General features: G+C 35.3%; 21 protein-coding genes. All 21 read left to right on the forward strand.

The genetic code is table 11. The annotated features are described in order from the left end of the window. The first annotated feature begins 6 nt into the window (after positions 1-6). The 21 genes from AC07UV_RS08620 (at position 7) to AC07UV_RS08720 (ending at position 20,042) form a co-directional block, all read left to right on the forward strand. A complete protein-coding gene (locus AC07UV_RS08620) occupies positions 7-1,092 on the forward strand; it encodes a Wzz/FepE/Etk N-terminal domain-containing protein (RefSeq protein ID WP_495183371.1) in 1,086 nt (361 codons plus the stop codon). After that, positions 1,089-2,408 (forward strand): lipopolysaccharide biosynthesis protein, encoded by a 1,320-nt coding sequence (locus AC07UV_RS08625; RefSeq protein ID WP_495183372.1) that lies wholly within the window; start codon positions 1,089-1,091, stop codon positions 2,406-2,408. The genes AC07UV_RS08620 and AC07UV_RS08625 overlap by 4 nt, the downstream gene beginning before the upstream one ends. A gap of 32 nt (positions 2,409-2,440) precedes the next feature. Continuing rightward, positions 2,441-3,196: a glycosyltransferase family 2 protein gene (locus AC07UV_RS08630; RefSeq protein WP_495183373.1), complete on the forward strand. Its 756-nt coding sequence runs from the start codon at positions 2,441-2,443 to the stop codon at positions 3,194-3,196. A 479-nt stretch (positions 3,197-3,675) separates the two neighbouring features. Further along, on the forward strand, positions 3,676-4,554 hold the full coding sequence (locus tag AC07UV_RS08635; protein WP_495183477.1) for an O-antigen ligase family protein: 879 nt from the start codon (positions 3,676-3,678) through the stop codon (positions 4,552-4,554). After that, positions 4,529-5,581, forward strand: coding sequence for a glycosyltransferase family 4 protein (locus AC07UV_RS08640; RefSeq protein WP_495183374.1), 1,053 nt, complete (start codon positions 4,529-4,531; stop codon positions 5,579-5,581). Before AC07UV_RS08635 ends, AC07UV_RS08640 begins: the two co-directional genes overlap by 26 nt. Further along, entirely contained in the window at positions 5,574-6,440 is an 867-nt protein-coding gene (locus tag AC07UV_RS08645; protein ID WP_495183375.1) for a hypothetical protein, read from the forward strand. The genes AC07UV_RS08640 and AC07UV_RS08645 overlap by 8 nt, the downstream gene beginning before the upstream one ends. After that, positions 6,433-7,518 carry a glycosyl hydrolase family 28-related protein gene (locus AC07UV_RS08650; protein ID WP_495183376.1) on the forward strand — a complete coding sequence of 362 codons (1,086 nt, stop codon included), beginning with the start codon at positions 6,433-6,435 and terminating at the stop codon, positions 7,516-7,518. The genes AC07UV_RS08645 and AC07UV_RS08650 overlap by 8 nt, the downstream gene beginning before the upstream one ends. 9 nt (positions 7,519-7,527) lie before the next feature. Then, positions 7,528-8,607, forward strand: a complete 1,080-nt coding sequence (gene gmd, locus AC07UV_RS08655; RefSeq protein WP_495183377.1) for a GDP-mannose 4,6-dehydratase — start codon at positions 7,528-7,530, stop codon at positions 8,605-8,607. Positions 8,608-8,625: 18 nt separating this feature from the next. Then, positions 8,626-9,552 (forward strand): GDP-L-fucose synthase family protein, encoded by a 927-nt coding sequence (locus AC07UV_RS08660; protein ID WP_495183478.1) that lies wholly within the window; start codon positions 8,626-8,628, stop codon positions 9,550-9,552. Between the two features lie 5 nt (positions 9,553-9,557). Beyond that, positions 9,558-10,388: a glycosyltransferase family 2 protein gene (locus AC07UV_RS08665; protein WP_495183378.1), complete on the forward strand. Its 831-nt coding sequence runs from the start codon at positions 9,558-9,560 to the stop codon at positions 10,386-10,388. A gap of 37 nt (positions 10,389-10,425) precedes the next feature. Further along, a complete protein-coding gene (locus tag AC07UV_RS08670; RefSeq protein WP_495183379.1) occupies positions 10,426-10,947 on the forward strand; it encodes a 3'-5' exonuclease in 522 nt (173 codons plus the stop codon). A gap of 116 nt (positions 10,948-11,063) precedes the next feature. Further along, complete coding sequence (locus tag AC07UV_RS08675; RefSeq protein WP_241254892.1) at positions 11,064-11,543, forward strand: adenylyltransferase/cytidyltransferase family protein; 480 nt, start codon at positions 11,064-11,066, stop codon at positions 11,541-11,543. A 15-nt stretch (positions 11,544-11,558) separates the two neighbouring features. Then, positions 11,559-11,981, forward strand: coding sequence for an adenylyltransferase/cytidyltransferase family protein (locus AC07UV_RS08680; RefSeq protein ID WP_495183380.1), 423 nt, complete (start codon positions 11,559-11,561; stop codon positions 11,979-11,981). Between the two features lie 4 nt (positions 11,982-11,985). Next, positions 11,986-12,984 (forward strand): mannose-1-phosphate guanylyltransferase, encoded by a 999-nt coding sequence (locus AC07UV_RS08685; protein WP_495183381.1) that lies wholly within the window; start codon positions 11,986-11,988, stop codon positions 12,982-12,984. A gap of 359 nt (positions 12,985-13,343) precedes the next feature. Further along, complete coding sequence (locus AC07UV_RS08690; RefSeq protein WP_495183382.1) at positions 13,344-13,715, forward strand: hypothetical protein; 372 nt, start codon at positions 13,344-13,346, stop codon at positions 13,713-13,715. A gap of 282 nt (positions 13,716-13,997) precedes the next feature. Further along, complete coding sequence (locus tag AC07UV_RS08695; RefSeq protein WP_495183383.1) at positions 13,998-14,477, forward strand: ArsR family transcriptional regulator; 480 nt, start codon at positions 13,998-14,000, stop codon at positions 14,475-14,477. A 219-nt stretch (positions 14,478-14,696) separates the two neighbouring features. Beyond that, positions 14,697-15,899 (forward strand): UDP-4-amino-4,6-dideoxy-N-acetyl-beta-L-altrosamine transaminase, encoded by a 1,203-nt coding sequence (pseC, locus tag AC07UV_RS08700; RefSeq protein ID WP_495183384.1) that lies wholly within the window; start codon positions 14,697-14,699, stop codon positions 15,897-15,899. Then, positions 15,886-16,584, forward strand: a complete 699-nt coding sequence (gene pseF / locus AC07UV_RS08705) for a pseudaminic acid cytidylyltransferase (RefSeq protein WP_495183385.1) — start codon at positions 15,886-15,888, stop codon at positions 16,582-16,584. The genes pseC and pseF overlap by 14 nt, the downstream gene beginning before the upstream one ends. Then, positions 16,559-17,575 carry a GNAT family N-acetyltransferase gene (locus AC07UV_RS08710; RefSeq protein WP_495183386.1) on the forward strand — a complete coding sequence of 339 codons (1,017 nt, stop codon included), beginning with the start codon at positions 16,559-16,561 and terminating at the stop codon, positions 17,573-17,575. The genes pseF and AC07UV_RS08710 overlap by 26 nt, the downstream gene beginning before the upstream one ends. Further along, complete coding sequence (gene pseI / locus AC07UV_RS08715) at positions 17,572-18,597, forward strand: pseudaminic acid synthase (RefSeq protein WP_495183387.1); 1,026 nt, start codon at positions 17,572-17,574, stop codon at positions 18,595-18,597. Before AC07UV_RS08710 ends, pseI begins: the two co-directional genes overlap by 4 nt. Next, positions 18,597-20,042 (forward strand): lipopolysaccharide biosynthesis protein, encoded by a 1,446-nt coding sequence (locus AC07UV_RS08720; RefSeq protein WP_495183388.1) that lies wholly within the window; start codon positions 18,597-18,599, stop codon positions 20,040-20,042. The genes pseI and AC07UV_RS08720 overlap by 1 nt, the downstream gene beginning before the upstream one ends. Positions 20,043-20,053 lie beyond the last annotated feature (11 nt).

Genomic DNA, 20,053 nt, shown 5'->3' on the forward strand with positions numbered 1-20,053 from the left:
TCAACCTTGGAAAATAAAAATAGCCAAATGGTATCTGCTGAATTATCTTTAGGCGAAGTTACAACTAAAATAAAAACATGGGTTAGCTATCTGTTGTCAAAATGGTATGTGATCTTAATTTTTGTGCTAGCAGGCGCTACATTAGGAATTTTCTATGCAAAACTCAATAAGCCTATTTATACTGCTACAACGACATTTGTTTTAGAGTCCGGTGATAGTAATAACGGAAGCCTGGGACAAGTGGCCGGGTTGGCAGCACTGGCGGGTATAGATTTTGGATCTTCTACTGGAGGAATTTTTCAAGGCGATAATTTGTTGGAACTGTATAGGTCGCGAAAAATGATAGAAGCCGCATTGTATAATCCGACTACCTCCGACTCCTCGATTTCTATGATTGAAAAATATTTAGAAGTTGCTGAGATGAAAGAGAAGTGGAGGAAAAAGAAACCTGAGTTATTGGAAATCTCTTTTAAAAAAACAAAGCAAAAATCATTATTCTTGCAGCGAGCAAAGGATAGTGTGATGGAAGATGTAGTTGCAAATATTAGAGATAAGTGTCTCGTTGTAGATAAGCTAGATAAGAAGTTGTCTATAGTTAGAGTAGAGGTAAAATCAAATAATGAGTCGTTTTCAAAAGATTTTAACGATGCCTTAGTAAAGAATGTAAATGATTTTTATGTAGCGACAAAGACAAAGAAATCGCAGGATAATATAAAAATTTTGCAGCATAAAACAGATTCGGTTAGAGGCATTATGAATGGAGCAATAACCTCTGCAGCAATTGTTATAGACAATACACCAAATCTCAATCCGACAAAACAGGCACAGCGAATTATTCCAACACAACGTTCCCAATTCTCTGCGGAGACGAATAAAGCAATTTTAAGTCAGTTGATTCAGAATTTAGAAATGGCAAAGATGGCTCTGATGCGTGAGACGCCTTTAATACAGGTTATTGACGAGCCTATTTTACCGTTAAAAAAGCAATTTATAAGTATTTATAAAGGTCTTATTTTTGGGGCTATACTTGGAGTAATGTTATCATTGTTCTTCATTTCGATTGCATTTGTAGTAAAGAGAATGGTGAGATGAGTAATCGTACAAGGAGACTGAAAAGCAATATTTCGTATTCATTATTGTTTAAAGGAATAAGTGTTGCATCTACCCTCGCGCTGGTATCTATTACATTGAATTTTGTAAATAAAGATCAATATGGATTATGGTTAGTCTTGAGTAGTATTATAGGATGGGTAAATTTCTTTGATATTGGATTGGGCAATGGCCTCAAAACAAAGTTAACTGAATCGATTACTGACGGAGATTTATTGAAGGCAAAAAAATATATAAGTACAACGTATCTTCTGTTGATGTTTATATCCCTTCTCTTATTGCTTGTATTTGTGATGCTGCAATTTTTTATAAAATGGCAAAATTTACTAAATGCTCATTTTATGACAGAGGGAGGTCTACGAAAAGTTGCTTTCATCGTTTTTTTCTCTTTTACATTCCAGTTCGTATTAAATACAATTGTGACGGTAGCCGCTTCTAATCAAAATACGATAGTCGGTGCAGTTGTTAATTGTCTGATCAATGTTATCTCGCTGTTCTTTATTTTTCTACTAACTATTTTTGTCAAAGATGGTAGTTTAGAAATCTTGGCAATACCGATGGCTTTAAGTCCAGTTCTTGTCCTACTTACCGCAAATTTTCTTCTGTTTAATGGTCGGTTTAGGAGTATTAGACCAAGTATTAGGTTTTTTGATCCTTCATTGTTAAAGGATATTTTCCAGTTAGGCTGGAAATTCTTTATCATCCAGATGGGGCTAATTTTGGTCTATAACATTGATAATTTAATTATTACACAGGTCTTTGGTCCTACATCCGTGACTACTTATAATATTGCATATAGATATTTCAGTGTAATAACGATGTTATCGGGTATAGTGATGACGCCTCTATGGACTGCTTTCGGTGAAGCGCATAGAATAAAAGACTATGCTTGGATAAAACAAACGATCAAAAAGATGAATTTGATTGTTTGTGGTCTAGGAGTACTTGCCTGTCTAATGGCTCTTTTTTCGAATATAGCCTATAAATTATGGTTAGGTTCTGACGTTAATCCACCGATATTGCTTTCTTGGGTTTTGGCGATATATACTGTTTTGAATGCATTCAGAACTATCTATCATTTTTATTTAAATGGCGTTGGTGTGATTAGTCTCCAAGTCCTATTGGTCGTCGGAGTTGGCATTCTAAATGTGCCATTAGGAATATTTTTGGGACGTCTTATAGGTCTTCACGGGGTTGTTTTGGCGACATTGATTTTGAGCTCGATATCCTTTATTATTGAGTATACTCAGTACAGAAAGCTTATGTTTGGTACGGCAGTTGGGATTTGGAAAAGCTGACGACTTTCTTTTAGTTGATAAAAAAGTTAAAAATGAAAAATTTTCCCAAAATATCTATTGTTACTATAGTTTTTAATGACGAAAAAAACATCGAAGCTACAATAAAGAATGTTTTATTCGAACAGGATTACTCCAATAAAGAGTATATTATTGTCGATGGGGGGTCTACAGATGGGACGCTTGATATTATAAATAAATATAGAGATAAAATAGATGTCGTTATAAGTGAGAAAGATAACGGCATTAGTGACGCGTTTAACAAAGGGATAAAAGCCGCTTCTGGAGATTTAGTGGGACTTATTAATTCAGGCGACTATTATGAACCAAATATTTTGAGCGATGTTGCTGCTTTTTACAAAAACAATAGTAATACCCCATTGACAGTTATACATGGAAAGCTGTCTCTTTTCAATAAGCAATCAAGCAAAATTTATTTTCCAAAGGCCTTAAATACATTCGCTTTTCAGATGCCTGTCTGGCATCCGACCTGTTTTGTTTCCAGAGAAGTTTATTTGCAATTCCAATATGATCTAAGTTATAAAATAGCTATGGATTATGAGCTGTTCTCGAAGATTTACGCTGCAAATGGGGCGTTTTACTTCTTGGATAAAACAGTTGCACATATGAACACCGAGGGTATTAGCAATGTAAATGCTACAAAAGGGTTTAACGAAGTTTGCAAAGCCTCTATAAAGAACCTTAAAATTCCGTCTTGGAAAGCGTATCTTTATAGAGAATATAGAAAGGTCTTGTTTCACATTGTAAACCTCAAAAAAAGGATATGTTAAGTGTACTTTTTTATTTGTTATATTTCTTACTTATACTATCCACTGTCTATTTTTTTTTAAAGAAATCACTCGGAATTTTATATCCATTAATTATAACTGCACAGTTTAATGTGACTTCTCTATTGAAAGTGGGTATTACTGTCTCATTTTTTGAGCTTAATCTTTTTCTTTTACTGTTTATTGTTTTATTATTTCAGAGACAATTTTCGGTAGCAAGGTTTTCGAAAATAAGGTTGTTTCTTCCAGATTTTATTTGGATATTCTTCCTCATTTTTTCCATAATATCGATCATTTTGGGGCTAGTGCGTGTAGCATTTGGAGAGCTTATTCCAGATCCCTTTATGAGTCCTTCTCCAGTTTTGAGGGGATTGATGTCATTAAACAAATTTTTTATCTTTCTGCCCGTTTTCTTTGTTATAAGACAATACCTGTTAGATAATTTTAGTGCAGAGAAAATAAATAAACATTTTTTGTTGGCAATGATTATCGGGGGGATTTTACCTTCACTAGCTGTTATTATTCAGTTTTCAGGAGTAGGTTTTGCTCTTATTCACAATAACCCTTCTTTCTCGGAGACTTTCCGAATAGAAACATATCAAGGAGCAAGGGCCGCAGGTCTGACGAATGAGGCCTCATTTTTTGCCTTTCAATTGTTCTTTTCCAACCTCGCGCTTTTTTATGCCTTCCGTAAACGGATCATTAATTTCAAAATATTTGTAGCAACAGCATTACTTTTTTTAATTGGAATTATATTATCCATATCGCGGCTGGGACAATTGTTTTTTGTAATGTTCTATATGGTGGAATTTGGGCGATATATCAATGTTTTTAGTTCGAGAGGGATGTTGAAATTACTCCTTATCATGCCAGTATTATTAATTGCTGTTTATTTTTTAAGTACTATTTCCATAGGAGGATTCAACATTGGGGAGCGTTTTATGAGTACATTTGAGGTTGAGGCAGATTTATCAACGATTGAACGGTATGGGACCACCCAGGCGCTTTTCAATTTGTTGATGAAAAAGTCTTTATTGGTTGGAATAGGTATGTACAATTTTCAGTACTATATTAAGGATTATTTGCCAGATTACATGGATGTAATGTATTATCCTAAGGGAGTTAGTCCTGCCTCTTTCAATTTCGTGTTACAAATGATCGTTGAACAGGGCTTATTCTTGTTTTTAGCTTTTATGGTATTAAATGTTATGATTTTAAAAAGGACGAAAAATTCATTTATTAGAAATTGGTATATTTATCTGTTCCTATTTTCAATATCTTTTCAGACGCTGAATTTTTCTATTCCCTTTTTAATTATGTTTTTTGTGTTTAAGAATGAAGAGAATAGTCTTTTTAATTGATAAACCAAATTTATACGGAAGTGAACTTCACGTATTAAAATTGATCGAAATGCTAAAGGGAGAATATGAAATTCACCTAATAGCTTTTGATGAAGGGCCTTTGTTGGAAAGGGTTCCGCAAGATGTTGTTGTGCGCATTATAAAGACGGGATGGTTTCCAAAGGTGGGTGTAAGCAAACTCTTTAACTATATTAAAGCCGGGAATTTTGATTTTATTCATGGCCATCAACCCAAAGCTATCCTATGGACAGCAATTTTCGGGAAACTTCTCGGATTGAAATCCATTATTACAGTTCATTCACTGCCAGAAAATAATAAAGATTCGTATACAAATTTGTTTAAAAGGGAATTGGTATTTATGTTTCATACGATGGTACTTTTTCTCGCAGAGTTTTTGTCACATAGAATTATATATCTGACTTCTTTTACATTAAGGAGATCATTTTTTAAAAAGAAAGCATTTTGTATTCCGAACTGGGTAGACGTTTACAGAAACCAAACAAAAGAGAATATAAATCAGCCGTTAAAATTTATTAGTGTAGGAAGCATAAGCTTTCAAAAGGGAACAGATAGGATGCTTGAGGCGTTTGGGTTGATTAAGGAATTTGAATGGTCATTGGAGATTGTGGGTGGGGGGGAAGAAAAATATATAACTTTGCTTAAGCAAAGAGCTTTAGCTTTGGGTATTTCTGATAAAGTTACATTTATGGGGTACCGTTCGGATATTGACCAGTTGCTTGCAAGATCCGATTATTTTATCCTATTGTCTCGAGGTGAGACTTTTGGGATGGTTTATTTGGAAGCAATGAGTGCTGGATTACCAATTATTGCTTGGGATATTCCTGCAGTAAGAGAAATTGTTCCAAAAGAAAACTTGATAATGAGCAATTTAAATGATCTTAAAAAGATATTTGATGATGGGCATTCCTCGTTATATCATAAAAGACAAGAGATTAACATGGAATTTATCAATAATCATTTTTCAATGGAGTTGGTGAGAAAGCAGTATATAAAAATTTATGATTAAATTCTATTTATTTGTTGTCGTTGAGTATGTTCTCAACATCCTGCGTTTAAATAAATACATGCCAGTAAAAGTTGAGAAAAAGCAACGCAATCCTATTTTAAGTAATGAAGTAATTGTTCATACTCATGAGTGGGCAGGATATCCGTTTGAACGTCATAAGATCATTAAGTATACCGCAAATAAGTTTTTATGTGGATTGCGATTTCATTTTGAGAGGCTTCAAAACTATAAAGGAAATCGTTCAATAAGAAACATATTGACGGTTTCGGATTTGGATGATAATTATACAGAACGATTAAAGTGTGAAAAGTTTTTCGACAAAAGTGTTGAAATATATGGAGTGCCTAATCGAGGAATGGATTTTGGTGGATATGGTTTCGTTGTTAAAAAGCTAATAGCAGGTGATAATAAGTATATTTTTCTGACCAATACTTCTGTCAATGCTGATTCTGATGTTTTTATTGATGAATATATCGATATATTTAGTACACATAGTAATTTGGGCTTGTTGGGAATTTCTTATAGTTCAAAGGTGTACCAGTCATTGATCAGAAATAACTACACGCCACATGTGCAAAGTTTTTTTTTATTAACTACCACCGATATTTTACGTGAAATTATCGCTGCTAACGAAGGTGTGTTTCCTGGAGAGAATGAAGATTATAAACTTTCAATTATTCGTTTTGGCGAAGCAAAACTGTCAAAGATAGTTGTATCATTGGGATATGATATTGGAATAATTAATGAAGAAGGTACATTACAAATTTTACCTGTTCAAAAAGATTCTTCCCTAGTAGACGGCGATTACCGTCTTTTTGTTAAAAAGCCAAATTTTATTAACAGAATTAGCAATGAATAAAACCGTCACAATCATAGCGTTCCTATTTTTGGCGCTCAACATTTCTTGCCATGGAACAGCAAAACAAAATCTTGAGGAGCAGGTATACGACAATTTCACATTAAATGTTCGCGATTTTGGAGCAAAAGGAGACGGGACTACAGATGATACGAAATCTATACAGCATGTCCTCAATGAAGGGGTGGGAAAGACCATTTTCTTTCCAAGGGGAAATTATCGTGTCACAAAGCCATTAATTCTGCCCAATTCGATCAAGCTTCTTGGTGAAGGGGATGTCGGCGGAGCTGGCGGTATGGTAATCAGCTCTGGAGTAGGTAAAGATTTATCGACGATTTTTACGGCCAAGGGAAATCTTTTAGAAGATGTTATACTCGAAAATATCAGAACTTTGGGAAGTAAATCTGGGATTTACCTAAATGTGGCAAACGGCGGGGCTTTTACTAAGGTGAAGATCTATAACTGTGTTTTTCAAGAGCATGATATCTGTATTGATGTTGAAGGGGGAATTAAGGAAGGTATGTATGCAAATATAATTCGGGACAGTTACTTTAAGGCTTCGCGGATAGGCATCTTTTGTGAGGGCACATATAATATTAATACAATCGAGTCAACGGGGTTCGAAAATATGAAAGAAAATTATCTAAGTTTAGGAAAGAGCGGAAAGACGGCTTTAGGTAATTCATTTCTTCGAAATAGGTGTGAGGCGGTGTTAGATATAGAAAAAGGTACAGGTTTATCATTGAATCAGGCAACTTATGGATTTGTGATTGATGGAAATTATTTTGAAAATAGTTTTCGGCATCTAATACAATTGAACGGGGCAAAAAATGTTCAGATTCATAGCAATGTTGCGACATCGGACTCCAGTTCAGCCTATTATTTGATTGAGATTGGAGAGGGGCAGGCGAGCATAATAAATAATGCGGGGTTAACAGGTTTAATACTTGACATAGGATCGAATGGTTTTGTTTGGGAGATTGCGGGCAATAGTTTTTTAAATTACACAGGTCGCATTCAAAGATCAAATCTAGGACGTGTCATAAATATATATAATCGAAAGTTTGATAAAGAAAAATAAGAAAGGTAAATGAAAACAGCATTGATTACTGGTATTACAGGACAGGATGGATCATATTTAGCGGAATTTTTATTGGAGAAGGGATATATGGTTCACGGGATAAAAAGAAGAGCATCATCTTTTAATACACAGCGGATTGACCATCTTTATGTTGATCAGCATGAACAGCATGTACGATTTAAATTGCATTATGGAGATCTTACAGATTCTACCAATTTGATTCGTATTATACAAGAAGTGCAGCCAGACGAGATTTACAATTTAGGTGCGATGTCACATGTAAAAGTTTCATTTGATTCTCCTGAGTACGTAGCCAATGTTGATGGTATAGGTACGCTGCGTATTCTTGAGGCAGTTCGTATTCTGGGGTTGGAAAAGAAGACTCGTATTTATCAGGCTTCCACGTCAGAATTATATGGAGGCTTGGCCGAAAATAAAAATGAAAATGGATTTTATGATGAAAACTCACCCTTTTATCCTCGTTCCCCCTATGGGGTTGCTAAAATTTATGGTTTTTGGATAACAAAAAATTACCGTGAAGCCTATGATCTTTTTGCATGTAATGGAATTTTGTTTAATCACGAGTCTCCTCGTCGCGGCGAAACATTTGTCACCCGAAAAATTACAATGGCTACAGCGGCGATTGCTTTAGGAAAACAAGATTGTCTGTATTTAGGCAATTTAGATGCTCAAAGGGATTGGGGGCATGCGAAAGATTATGTGGAAGCGATGTGGCTGATATTGCAACAGAATCAACCTGAGGATTATGTGATTGCTACCGGTGTAACGACCACAGTTCGTGATTTTATCAGAATGTCTTTTGCGCAGGTAGGCATAGAACTCGATTTTCGTGGAGAAGGTATTGAGGAAAAAGCATTTATCAAAACATGTAACAATCCTGACTTTAGTCTCGCAATTGGAAAACAAGTAGTTGCGATTGATCCGACTTACTTTAGACCAACGGAGGTAGATCTATTGATTGGTGATCCTACAAAATCAAAAACCAAGCTGGGTTGGCAACCAAAATACGATCTAGCAGGTTTAGTAAAAGAGATGATGGAAGCCGATCTGGATAGATTGAAAAAATAAGAAGAGGTGAAAGAGCTTATGAATAAAAGTGATAAAATATATATAGCTGGACATCGAGGAATGGTGGGGTCCGCGATATTAAGAGCGTTAGCGAAGCAAGGCTATCATAATTTTGTATTAAGAACATCCACAGAGCTAGATTTGAGGAATTCACATGCCGTTGCCAATTTTTTTGAGCAAGAAAAACCAGATTATGTTTTTCTTGCCGCGGCGAAAGTAGGTGGAATAATTGCCAATAGTACTTATCGAGCAGATTTTATCTATGAAAATTTGATGATTCAGAATAACGTTATTCATCAATCTTATTTGAATGACGTAAAAAAGCTTATGTTTTTGGGCTCATCTTGTATTTATCCTAAGTTGGCACCGCAACCCTTGAAAGAGGAATATTTATTGACTGGGGAATTGGAACCTACTAATGAACCGTATGCGATTGCAAAGATTGCTGGTATCAAAATGTGTGATGCCTATCAGTCGCAATATGGATGTAATTTTATTTCGGTTATGCCAACCAATCTATATGGACCCAATGACAATTACGATCTGAATAACTCTCACGTGCTTCCCGCAATGATACGTAAGTTTGTTACAGCGAAAAGAGAGCAGCATGATCAAGTGGTGATTTGGGGTACAGGAAAACCCGTTCGCGAGTTTTTGCATGTCGATGATCTAGCCAATGCCTGTGTTTTCCTGATGGAAAATTATAGTGATGCCGGTTTAGTCAACATTGGTGTGGGAGAGGATATTTCGATCTATGATTTAGCTATATTGATTAAGGAAATTGTTGAATTTGAAGGAGAAATAGTACTTGATCGTTCCAAACCAGATGGAACGCTACGTAAATTGATGGATGTTTCCAGAATTAATGGAATAGGATGGCGAGCGAAAATTTCGCTCCGAGAAGGCATTGAGCGTGTTTATCAAGAGGTAAAATCCAAATTTTAAAATAAATGGCTATTGTAACAGGTTCAATCGTTTTATACCAGAATGAAAGAAATATTCTTTTAGAGGCTATCAGAAGTTTTCTTCAATCAGGTAGAGTAACAAAGTTATATCTCGTTGATAACTCGCCTACAGATGAACTGAAGGATATTGCTGCCGATGCGAGAATTGAATATATACACAATCCATCAAATCCTGGATTTGGGGCAGGGCATAATATTGCATTAAAATTGGCTATTGAACAAGGTTCGGCATACCATCTTATCTTAAATCCTGATGTTTATTATGCTGAAGGTGTTTTGGAGGAATTGACTGATTATTTGGAAGAAAACACTGATATTGGGAATATTATGCCTAAGGTGCTCTATCCGAATAATGAGATCCAGCGACTCTGTAAGCTGCTGCCGACACCCTACGATTGGATAGGCCGAAGATTTAACCCTTTTAAAAAGATGGTCGAGCGGAGAAATAATCTTTTTGAACTTCGATTTACCGGGTATGACCGCATTATGGATGTACCCTATTTATCCGGATGTTTTATGTATTTGCGCATCTCGGCATTGAAGGAAATCGGGCTTTTTGACGAAGGGATATTTATGTATGGGGAAGAAACTGATTTATGTAGACGTTTAATAGATGCTGGTTATCGTACGATATTCTATCCAAAAGTACATATATACCATCATTTTGAAAAGGGATCACACAAATCGTGGCGGTTGACTAAAATAGGAATGCAGTCTGCGATTTACTACTTTAATAAATGGGGTTGGTTTTTTGACTGGAGAAGACGTTTAATCAATAAAGATATTCTCAGGAAAATCAATTCAAAAAATAAATAATAAGTTGTTATTTTTGCTAAGTTTAAGGAGAGTAGACATGCAATCAGGATTAAGTTTTACAGCAATAGATTTCGAAACAGCTACAGCCAATCAGAGTTCGGCATGTGCCATAGGTCTGGTGGTTGTTGAACAAGGAATTATTGTGGAAGAATTTTATTCGCTTATCCAACCCCCTCAAAATCAATATATGTGGCAGACGACTCGTGTGCATGGTATCAGGCCAAGGGATACGGCCACAGCGCCTACATTTAAAGAATTATTTCCTCGTATTTTTCCCTTGATCAATAATCGGATCATGGTCGCCCATAATGAATTGTTTGATCGGGGAGTTTTGCGCAAGACCATGAATTATTATAATCTACCCTATGATAGTTTGGGCTTAATGGAAAAATGGGAATGTACTTTCAAGATCTATCAAGGCAAGGGCTTTAAACCTGCTAGACTAAATGCCTGCTGTGAAGTTTTGGGAATTGAGCTGAATCATCACGAAGCACTTTCCGATGCGCGAGCCTGCGCAAATCTGTACTTGAGGCATGCCGATGTCCCTTCTTTGGCATGATTTTTTCGCTAAATCTTACTACGAAGATAGGCGAACTAATACTTTTTATATTATAATTTTTACCTTTGGTAGGTGAGAGCTGCCATTTTATTACATTTTTTATACTCAACTTGACTATGATTACTATTCCAGCCAAAGGCATGCGTATTGGAATTACCTTTAGTGCATTTGATCTTTTACATGCAGGTCATATTAAGATGCTTGAAGACGCTAAACGCCAATGTGATTTTTTAATTTGCGGTTTGCAAACCGATCCGACCCTGGACCGGCCAGAGAAAAACAAACCTGCGCAGACCGTAGTCGAACGTTACATCCAGCTCAAAGGCTGTAAATATGTGGATCAGATTGTTCCATACGCCACCGAGCAAGATCTGGAGGATGTCCTTCGCTCTTTTAATATTGATGTGCGTATCGTAGGTGATGAGTATAGGGAAAAAAACTTTACTGGCAGAGCATATTGTGAGGAAAAAGGAATTGAACTCTATTTTAATAGCCGTGATCACCGGTTTTCAAGTTCGGGTTTACGCAAGATTGTAGCTAATGCCAATTTAGAAGAAGAATCCATTTTAAAATCAGACCTTTCATCAACAATTTAAAAAGAAAATAACGAAATGAAAATAGCAATTACTTTCGGCGTATTTGATCTGCTGCATGCCGGCCATATTATGATGTTGGAGGAAGCCAAGCGACACTGTGATTATTTAATTGTTGGGCTCAATACCGATCCTTCGGAGGTGTCTCCAGAAAAGGCTAAACCGACGCAGACCATTGTAGAGCGTTATATCCAATTAGAAGGTTGCCGTTATGTGGATGAAATTATCCCGTACGAGACCGAGCAGGATTTGATTGATATGATCAAAGCTTTGCCGATTAATATGCGTATTATTGGCGAAGAGTACCGCGATAAAGATTTTTCTGGCCGTATGTATTGTGTTGAAGAAAATATCGAGATCTATTACAATAAACGTACACATCGTTTTTCGAGTACGGGTTTGCGCAAAGTCGTAGCCGATAAAGAAGCGGAGAAAAAATAATATTATGAGTACAATTATCCATGTGGTATTAACGGGAGGAGTAGGAAGTCGGCTGTGGCCACTTTCGCGTAAGAGCTATCCCAAACAGTATCTTTCGTTATTTAAGGAAGGTTCTCTGTTTGAGATGACCATTAAGCGGAATCAGGCGCTTTGTAGTCAGGTTATTGTAGTGGGTAATCGTGACAATCATGGTCTAAGCCGGGAGGTGATGGAAAACAATAAAGTGGACTATATCGATATTGTTGAAGCTACACCACGCAATACCGCTGCAGCAATTGCTTTTGCAGCTTTTGCGGCGCAGCCGGACGATATTCTTATTGTCACACCATCAGACCATGTTATTGTGGGGGATGAAGCTTATGGAAAAGCCATTAAAGCTGGGATAGAAAAAGCGAACAAAGGTTATATTGTCACCTTTGGTATACAGCCGACCCGACCTGAGACGGGCTATGGTTATATTGAATACAAAGATGATAAGGTGTTATCTTTTAGGGAAAAGCCCAATCAGGATACCGCAGAGGATTTTATTGAGCGGGGCAATTTCCTATGGAACTCAGGCATGTTCTGTTTCCGTGCAGACACTTTTCTGAGCGAATTACAGAATTTTGAGCCCAAGGTCTATGCGACTGCATTTAATGCTTGGCAGCATCGCCAGGATGGGGAGCTTGATTTCACTTTGTCCAAAGAGATTCCATCCATTTCCATTGATTATGCTGTAATGGAGCGGTCCAAAAAAATTCGCGTAGTTGCGACTAGTTTTCAGTGGTCGGATCTTGGTTCTTTTGAGTCCATGTATGATTATCTAAAACAGACAGGGCATCCGGTGGATGAAAATGGTAATATGGTGATCGGTACAGATGTCTATACCGCTTTTGTTGGGTTAAAAGATAGTATACTTGTTCATACTAAAGATGCCATTTTGGTTCTGCAGAAAGAAAAGTCGCAGGACGTCAAAAAAATATACAATACACTGGAACGTCATCAATCCAAATTGATTGACTAGATTAACAAACAGGGCTGATTATATTATAGTCAGCCCTGTTGTTTGGGTGTTGTCCTTTTTATTAAAACCTATACCCCTAAGGTACTTTGTTAACAAAAAGTTAATCTTCATAGTTGGCTGTTGGCGAGTATATTCTCAAATGTCCCCTATTTGTCCCTAGTCGATTTAATGTTGAATTAATAGTAATATCAGATATTTGGTTAGTGTTTATTAGCGCGGATGTATAACACTTTAGTCATGTAATTTTAACCAAGATATTTGATATGATGACCATAGCCATACTTATTTTTTTATTTTTAGGAGGTTATCTTTTTTGGAGAAAAAGAAAACAGGAGCAACGATTTAATAGAAGTGTCGGAATGACTGTGAGTTATATGTTTCAGGAGCGCCCAGGGCAATACAGTGGCGATAGAAATGCCAGAAGCGGGGTGTTTATCTTTAAGGCCGAACGTAACGATGACCGGCTCAAGAATATTGTTATTCGAAAAGTAAAACCATTACATTCAGCTCTGGATGTTAATTTGGAGCAGATTCTAGTTATTCCCTTTGAACGGAATGCTACTACAAAATCTGATGTTTCTGTTCGTTTTAAGGTCAATAGACGGACAGCAAAGATTGAAAACTTAACCGGTGGGCGTGTGACTATCTCGGGTGTGTTAAATTTTGAACAACATAGACCAGAGTCATTTACAGCAACGATACCTATTTCTGATCTTTATCAAAAAGCTTAAGCCTAAATGAAGTAACTCTTGTTTTCTATTTTTTTAAGGGCGCCTTGTTACAAGGAGCCCAATTTTGTGTTCATATCTGCTGGATGTTCCACGTGAATAATAATGCTTAAATCTCGAAAATTAAACTGTTTAAAGTGATGTAGGAATAATTAAGCGATTTATTGCTGTAATTTAACAATTTATTTATTTGCATAGTTTGTTTGAGTTGAGTACTTTTGTTACTCACTAAGGGCAGAACTGATGTTGGATTCGTTGATTACTTCTAAGACTAGACTGAAATTGTTGATCAAATTTTTTGTATCAGCAAGTAATCGAGGGTATTTACGTGGTTTAGCGGAAGAATTTAAAGAGTCTACCAATTCTATTCGCAAAGAGCTTAATCAATTAACCGAATCCGGATATCTAATCCGAGAAGATAATGAACATAAAATTTATTACAGAGCTAATATCGAGCATTCACTTTTTAAATCATTACAAGGGCTAATTCACAATTTCTTGGGAATAGAAGTATTTGTTGATCAGGTGTTGGAACGTGCAGGAGATGTAGAAGAGGTAGCATTAATAGGAGATTATGCGCAAGGATTAGATTCGGGGCATATTGAAGTTTTGGTATATGGTGATTTGCTGAATATCGAGTACTTAAATCTCGCTGCTGTAAAAGCTGGCACAATACTTGGTAAGACAGTGACAATATATACAAAAATACCACTTGAAGCTTCTGGGAAAATAGTTCTTTATAATAAAAATATTGGTTCCATGTAATTTGATTTCCATGAGAAAAACTGAAAAAATATTTAAAACCGTTTATTTTAAGGATACTAGTTTTGTCAAAATGACAATGTTATATTCGTTGTTAGTATATAAATAATATTCAGTGGCTAATGGATGTTTTAGTGCGAGGATTGTTAGGTGTTTTAGCTTGGGGATTTTGAGAGGTTGATGTGTGATTGGTTAGGCCAATTTTGAAATTTAAATATAAATATGGAACAGAATAATATTATACCTTACGGTAAGCAGCACATAACAGATGAGGATATACAAGCTGTTATAGAGACTCTTAAGTCTACACATTTAACTCAAGGCCCTAAAATTAATGAATTCGAGCAAAATTTTTCTGAATATGTGGGGGCGAAGTATTCTATAGCAGTTTCGAATGGAACAGCAGCACTTCATTTGGCTGTTTTGACGCTAGGAATCTCCCCAGGAGATAAGGTGATAACAACTCCTATCACTTTTGCGGCTTCTGCAAACTGTGTTCGTTATTGTGGTGGAGAGATTATTTTTGGGGATATAGATCCTGAAACTTATCTGTTAGATTTAAAATCAGTACGGAAGATTTTAGAAAGGGAACCTAAAGGAAGTGTAAAAGGGATTATACCTGTGGATTTTGCGGGGAGAATGGTGAACTTAGAGGAATTTAAGGAGTTAGCTGATGAATTTGATCTTTGGATTATTGAGGATGCGTGTCATGCGCCAGGAGCTTATTTTATAGACTCGAATGGAGTTAAGCAATTTGCAGGGAATGGAGTTTATGCAGATATGACCGTTTTTTCGTTTCATCCAGTAAAACATATTGCATGTGGCGAAGGGGGATTAGTGTCAACTAACAATGAGGAGTACTTTAAACAATTAAATCGTTTGAGATCGCATGGTATTACAAAAGGAGATGATTCATATACTAATGATTTAACTTTTGCTAATGCAACTTCAAACGCTGAGAGTTTTCCTGGCTGGTATATGGAAATGCAATTTCTCGGTTATAATTATAGAATAACAGATATTCAGGCCGCGTTAGGAAATAGTCAGTTAAAACAGGCTGACCAAAGACTAATTAGAAGAAGGGAGATAGCGGCAAAATATAATGGCGCTTTCAGCGAAAAAAGATATATTAAAGGACATTCAAAATATCACGAAGGGCATGCTTATCATCTATATGTTATTGAAGTAGGTGATAGATTGGGGCTTTATAATTTTTTGAAGAAACATAATGTTTTAGCGCAGGTACATTATATTCCAACTCATTTAATGCCGTATTATAGGAGTTTTGGATGGAAGGAAGGGGACTTGCCTTATGCTGAGGACTATTACAAGCGTTGCTTGAGTTTACCAATGTTCCCCACATTGACAGATGACGAACAAGATTTTGTAATTTCTCTGATCGATGACTATTATGAAAATCAGTAATTTATGTATTATTCCGGCTAGGGGGGGGAGTAAGCGTATCCCGAGAAAAAATATCAAAGATTTTCTTGGGAAACCTATTATTGCCTATTCCATAGAAGCGGCTAAAGGCAGTGGGCTTTTTTCTGAAGTTATGGTGTCAACTGATGATGAAGAGATTGCTGCTGTTGCACAGTCATATGGAGCGCAGGTCCCCTTTTTTAGAAGCTTACATAATTCAGGAGATTTCGCGACAACTTTGGATGTAATAAAGGAAGTTGTTAATATGTATAATGATAGAGAGAAGAAGTTTGATGCAGTCTGTTGTTTGTATCCGGCAGCTCCTTTTGTTACGGCTGATCGCTTAAAAGAGTCATTCTCAATGTTTTTTGAACAAAAATTTGATTCTCTTTTCCCTGTGATGCAATTTGGTTTTCCAATTCAACGCTCTATTAAAATAAATGATAATAAGTCTCGTTTTTTCTTTCCAGATTATGTAAACTCTCGAAGTCAAGATTTGGAAAAATCTTACCATGATGCTGGGCAATACTATTGGCTTGATAATAAATTAGTGAAAACGGGTCATTCAATAATGACTGACCATACCGGTGCTTTTATAATCGATGAGATGGAAGGACAGGATATAGATAATGAAACAGATTGGAAACTTGCTGAATTGAAATATGAGCTCTTACAAAGTCTTAAATAAACAAATTTATAAAAAGGGAGAGTATTCTATAGTTCCGATTCGTTATGAAGATCGGATTAATATTATGGAATGGCGAAATGAGCAGATCTTTCATTTAAGACAAAACGAACTTTTGACAATTGAGAATCAAGAAAACTATTTTGAAAAAGTTGTTAAGCAGCTTTTTATGCAGGATAGACCAAATCAGTTATTGTTTTCTTATCTTAAAAATGATATATGTATAGGCTATGGAGGGTTAGTTCATATTAATTGGGTAGATAAACATGCAGAAATATCATTTATTATGCAAACGTCTTTGGAAAAAGATTTTTTTTATTTTCACTGGTCTACTTATTTAAATTTGATAGAATCTGTAGGCTTCTACGATCTTGGTTTGCATAAACTTTTCACCTATGCTTTTGATGTCAGATCTCATTTGTATGACGTATTGGAAGATAATGGATTTGTTCGGGAGGCCATTTTAAAAAATCATTGTTATTTTAATGGCAAGATGAAAGATGTTCTAATACATTCGAAATGGAATACTAGTTTAAGACTTGAACTAATTGATGAAGATGATTTGCAGACAACATTCGAATGGGCTAAGGACGCTCAGGTCAGGAGGTATTCTTTCAACAAGTCTGATATCAGTTTTGATGGGCATAAAAATTGGTTATTAGAAAAATTATCAAATACACATTGTGACTATTGGATCTTAAGAGAAGGAGTTAAGAATCTGGGATCTATAAGAATTGACTATAATTTGGATTTCACAGCTGGTACCATCAGTTATTTAATTGATCCTAAATATCATGGTATGGGATTAGGTACAAAGATTATCCAGCTACTTGAAAGAATAATATTGGAGCAACAAAAAATAACAAGTGATTTTTTGTTAATAGGTTATGTGGTTTTTGAAAACTTACCATCAATTTCAATTTTTAGAAAACTAGATTACAAAGAATCTGTAGAAAAAGATAATACATTTAAATTTATAAAAAAGATAAAATGAGAATAGGCAATTATATCATAGATAAGAACAGTCCCGTTTTTATTATTGCAGAACTCTCTGCAAATCACAATGGGAGCTTGGAAACGGCACTTGAAACTGTAAGAGCAGCAAAACGGTCTGGGGCAGATTGTATTAAATTACAAACATATACAGCAGATACTATTACTATTGACAGTCGAAAAGATGATTTTTTGATTAAAGGTACTATTTGGGAAGGGAAGAATCTGTATGAACTTTATAAAGAAGCTTATACACCTTGGGAATGGCATGCGGAGATAATGAAAGTAGCAAAAGAAGAAGGTTTGCTTTGTTTTTCTTCTCCTTTTGATCCTATTAGTGTTGAATTTTTGGAATCATTAGATGTTCCCGCTTATAAGATTGCATCTTTTGAGATTACGGATATCCCATTAATAGAGCTTGTTGCTTCAAAGGGAAAGCCAGTTATTATTTCTACGGGTATTGCTATGCAGGAAGATATTGAGCTGGCTTTAGATGCATGTCGGAGGCAAGGTAACGATCAGATTATACTTTTGAAATGTACCTCTTCATATCCAGCTCCAATAGAGGAAGCTAATATGGTGATGATTAAGGATTTTGCTGAAAGATTTACTGTCATTGCTGGTTTGTCTGATCACACAATGGGAGCAACTGTTCCAATCGTTGCCACTTGTTTTGGGGCGAAGGTTATTGAAAAACATTTCATTTTGGATCGCTCCATTGGAGGACCAGACGCGTCTTTTTCAATGAATGAAATTGAATTTACAGAGATGGTAAAAGCTGTAAGAGAGGCGGAAAAAGCAATGGGTGTTGTGGACTATAACCTTACAGAGAAACAAGCTAAGGGCAGAGACTTTTCTAGATCTTTATATGTAGTTGATAATATAAAATCCGGTGAATTATTGACGGAAAATAATGTTAAATCAATTAGGCCAGGATTTGGTTTACATCCTAAATATTATAAGGAAATCATAGGTACAAAGGCGGCGAAAGATTATGGTAAGGGAGATAGATTCAGTTTATAATGCTATTGAAAATTAGGAATAATCCAGCATTGATTTATATCATAACAAGATATGGAACTTATTTAATACAGTTTATTAATTCTTTGTTAATTGCGGCCTATTTGGGGCCAATATATCTTGCTTATTGGGGATTCGTTAATTTGATTATACAATATTTTGCACAAATCAACTTCGGAGTCTCACAGTCTGTTAATACAATAATATCTATTAATAAACAAAAGGATAAATATTCATCAAATATTATTGGTGGAGGGATAGTGTTGATAATTATGTTATCGCTTCTGGTAGGTTTATTTTTCTTCTTGAATGAGGTTTTAGAATGGAAGATAGGGGAAAAGTATTCATTCTCAAGTTTTGTCTTGCCGGTGATATTTCTAGTGATTTGTTCCAATTTTAATGTGCTTTTTATTAATGTTTTTCGAGTTTATGGTAGACTTTTCGAAATAGCACTTTCTCAAAGTTTATTTCCTTTACTTACTTTGTTTTTTCTTACTATTAGTAAAGGAGAGACTTTGTTAAATAATTTGATATGGGGTTATAGTGTCTCGACGATCATTGCACTCGTTGTCTTTTTTATGAGGTCACCAGTTAAATTAATACCTCATTTTGATAGAGAAGTATTAATTTTTATACAGAAAAAGGGATTGTTTTTGTTCCTTTATAATGCCTCGTTTTATTTAATAATGATTACAACAAGAACCTTTGTCAGTAAGTACTTTACTCCTCAGGAATTCGGAATATTTACATTCTCTTTTACGTTATCGAGTATCTTTGTATTATTACTCGAATCATTTTCTTTCCTAATATGGCCAAAACTAATAAATCGTTTGGCAGCCTTAAATGGCGATGAGGCCTACGAGTTGATGAATAAAGTAAGAAATATTTATATTACTTCTAGTCATCTACTCGTTTATATTGGTTTAATTGTTATGCCTTATTTCTTGAATGTTATGAGCGATTATAGAAGTTCTTTCTACTCTTTCGTAATATTGGCGATGACCTCTGTTTTATATACAAATTCTTTTGGTTATCAGGGTCTTATGGTCGCTAAAGGTCAAGAGAAAAGATTGGGGCTTATAGCTTTTGGAGCTTTTTCTCTGAATCTGATTTTTTGTTATATTTTGACGAACTTTATTAAAGTGGAATTCTCTTATATAGCAATATCTACTTTAATTACATATTTATTTTATATTTTGATTCTAGGAATTTGTGGTAGTCGAATACTTGGATCCAACGTTAGATTTATAGAGTTGATAAATGATTTATTTCCAATTGATGTTATACTGCCAATGTTTCTTTCGATAATTTTTGTTGTGTTAAAAGTTAATTTTTATTACTTTATCATTCCCTCCCTTTTGTTTATAGTATTAAATAGGAATAAAATATTGGATCTTGTTAGAATGATTAAGCAAATAATTAAAAATCCAAGAGTATTTGATTTTTAAAAAAATGTGTT

The sequence above is a fragment of the Sphingobacterium sp. GW821-FHT03E03 genome (assembly GCF_059420745.1).

What these genes read in the sequence shown, in the direction of transcription:
- AC07UV_RS08690 (WP_495183382.1), top strand. Translation starts at nt 13,344, where the DNA reads ATGACTGTGAGTTATATGTTTCAGGAGCGCCCAGGGCAATACAGTGGC.
- AC07UV_RS08665 (WP_495183378.1), top strand. Translation starts at nt 9,558, where the DNA reads ATGGCTATTGTAACAGGTTCAATCGTTTTATACCAGAATGAAAGAAAT.
- AC07UV_RS08720 (WP_495183388.1), top strand. Translation starts at nt 18,597, where the DNA reads ATGCTATTGAAAATTAGGAATAATCCAGCATTGATTTATATCATAACA.
- AC07UV_RS08680 (WP_495183380.1), top strand. Translation starts at nt 11,559, where the DNA reads ATGAAAATAGCAATTACTTTCGGCGTATTTGATCTGCTGCATGCCGGC.
- AC07UV_RS08630 (WP_495183373.1), top strand. Translation starts at nt 2,441, where the DNA reads ATGAAAAATTTTCCCAAAATATCTATTGTTACTATAGTTTTTAATGAC.
- AC07UV_RS08710 (WP_495183386.1), top strand. Translation starts at nt 16,559, where the DNA reads ATGAGCTCTTACAAAGTCTTAAATAAACAAATTTATAAAAAGGGAGAG.
- AC07UV_RS08650 (WP_495183376.1), top strand. Translation starts at nt 6,433, where the DNA reads ATGAATAAAACCGTCACAATCATAGCGTTCCTATTTTTGGCGCTCAAC.
- AC07UV_RS08675 (WP_241254892.1), top strand. Translation starts at nt 11,064, where the DNA reads ATGATTACTATTCCAGCCAAAGGCATGCGTATTGGAATTACCTTTAGT.
- AC07UV_RS08635 (WP_495183477.1), top strand. Translation starts at nt 3,676, where the DNA reads ATGATTATCGGGGGGATTTTACCTTCACTAGCTGTTATTATTCAGTTT.
- AC07UV_RS08625 (WP_495183372.1), top strand. Translation starts at nt 1,089, where the DNA reads ATGAGTAATCGTACAAGGAGACTGAAAAGCAATATTTCGTATTCATTA.
- AC07UV_RS08645 (WP_495183375.1), top strand. Translation starts at nt 5,574, where the DNA reads ATGATTAAATTCTATTTATTTGTTGTCGTTGAGTATGTTCTCAACATC.
- pseC (WP_495183384.1), top strand. Translation starts at nt 14,697, where the DNA reads ATGGAACAGAATAATATTATACCTTACGGTAAGCAGCACATAACAGAT.
- AC07UV_RS08660 (WP_495183478.1), top strand. Translation starts at nt 8,626, where the DNA reads ATGAATAAAAGTGATAAAATATATATAGCTGGACATCGAGGAATGGTG.
- pseF (WP_495183385.1), top strand. Translation starts at nt 15,886, where the DNA reads ATGAAAATCAGTAATTTATGTATTATTCCGGCTAGGGGGGGGAGTAAG.
- AC07UV_RS08670 (WP_495183379.1), top strand. Translation starts at nt 10,426, where the DNA reads ATGCAATCAGGATTAAGTTTTACAGCAATAGATTTCGAAACAGCTACA.
- AC07UV_RS08640 (WP_495183374.1), top strand. Translation starts at nt 4,529, where the DNA reads ATGAAGAGAATAGTCTTTTTAATTGATAAACCAAATTTATACGGAAGT.
- AC07UV_RS08685 (WP_495183381.1), top strand. Translation starts at nt 11,986, where the DNA reads ATGAGTACAATTATCCATGTGGTATTAACGGGAGGAGTAGGAAGTCGG.
- pseI (WP_495183387.1), top strand. Translation starts at nt 17,572, where the DNA reads ATGAGAATAGGCAATTATATCATAGATAAGAACAGTCCCGTTTTTATT.
- gmd (WP_495183377.1), top strand. Translation starts at nt 7,528, where the DNA reads ATGAAAACAGCATTGATTACTGGTATTACAGGACAGGATGGATCATAT.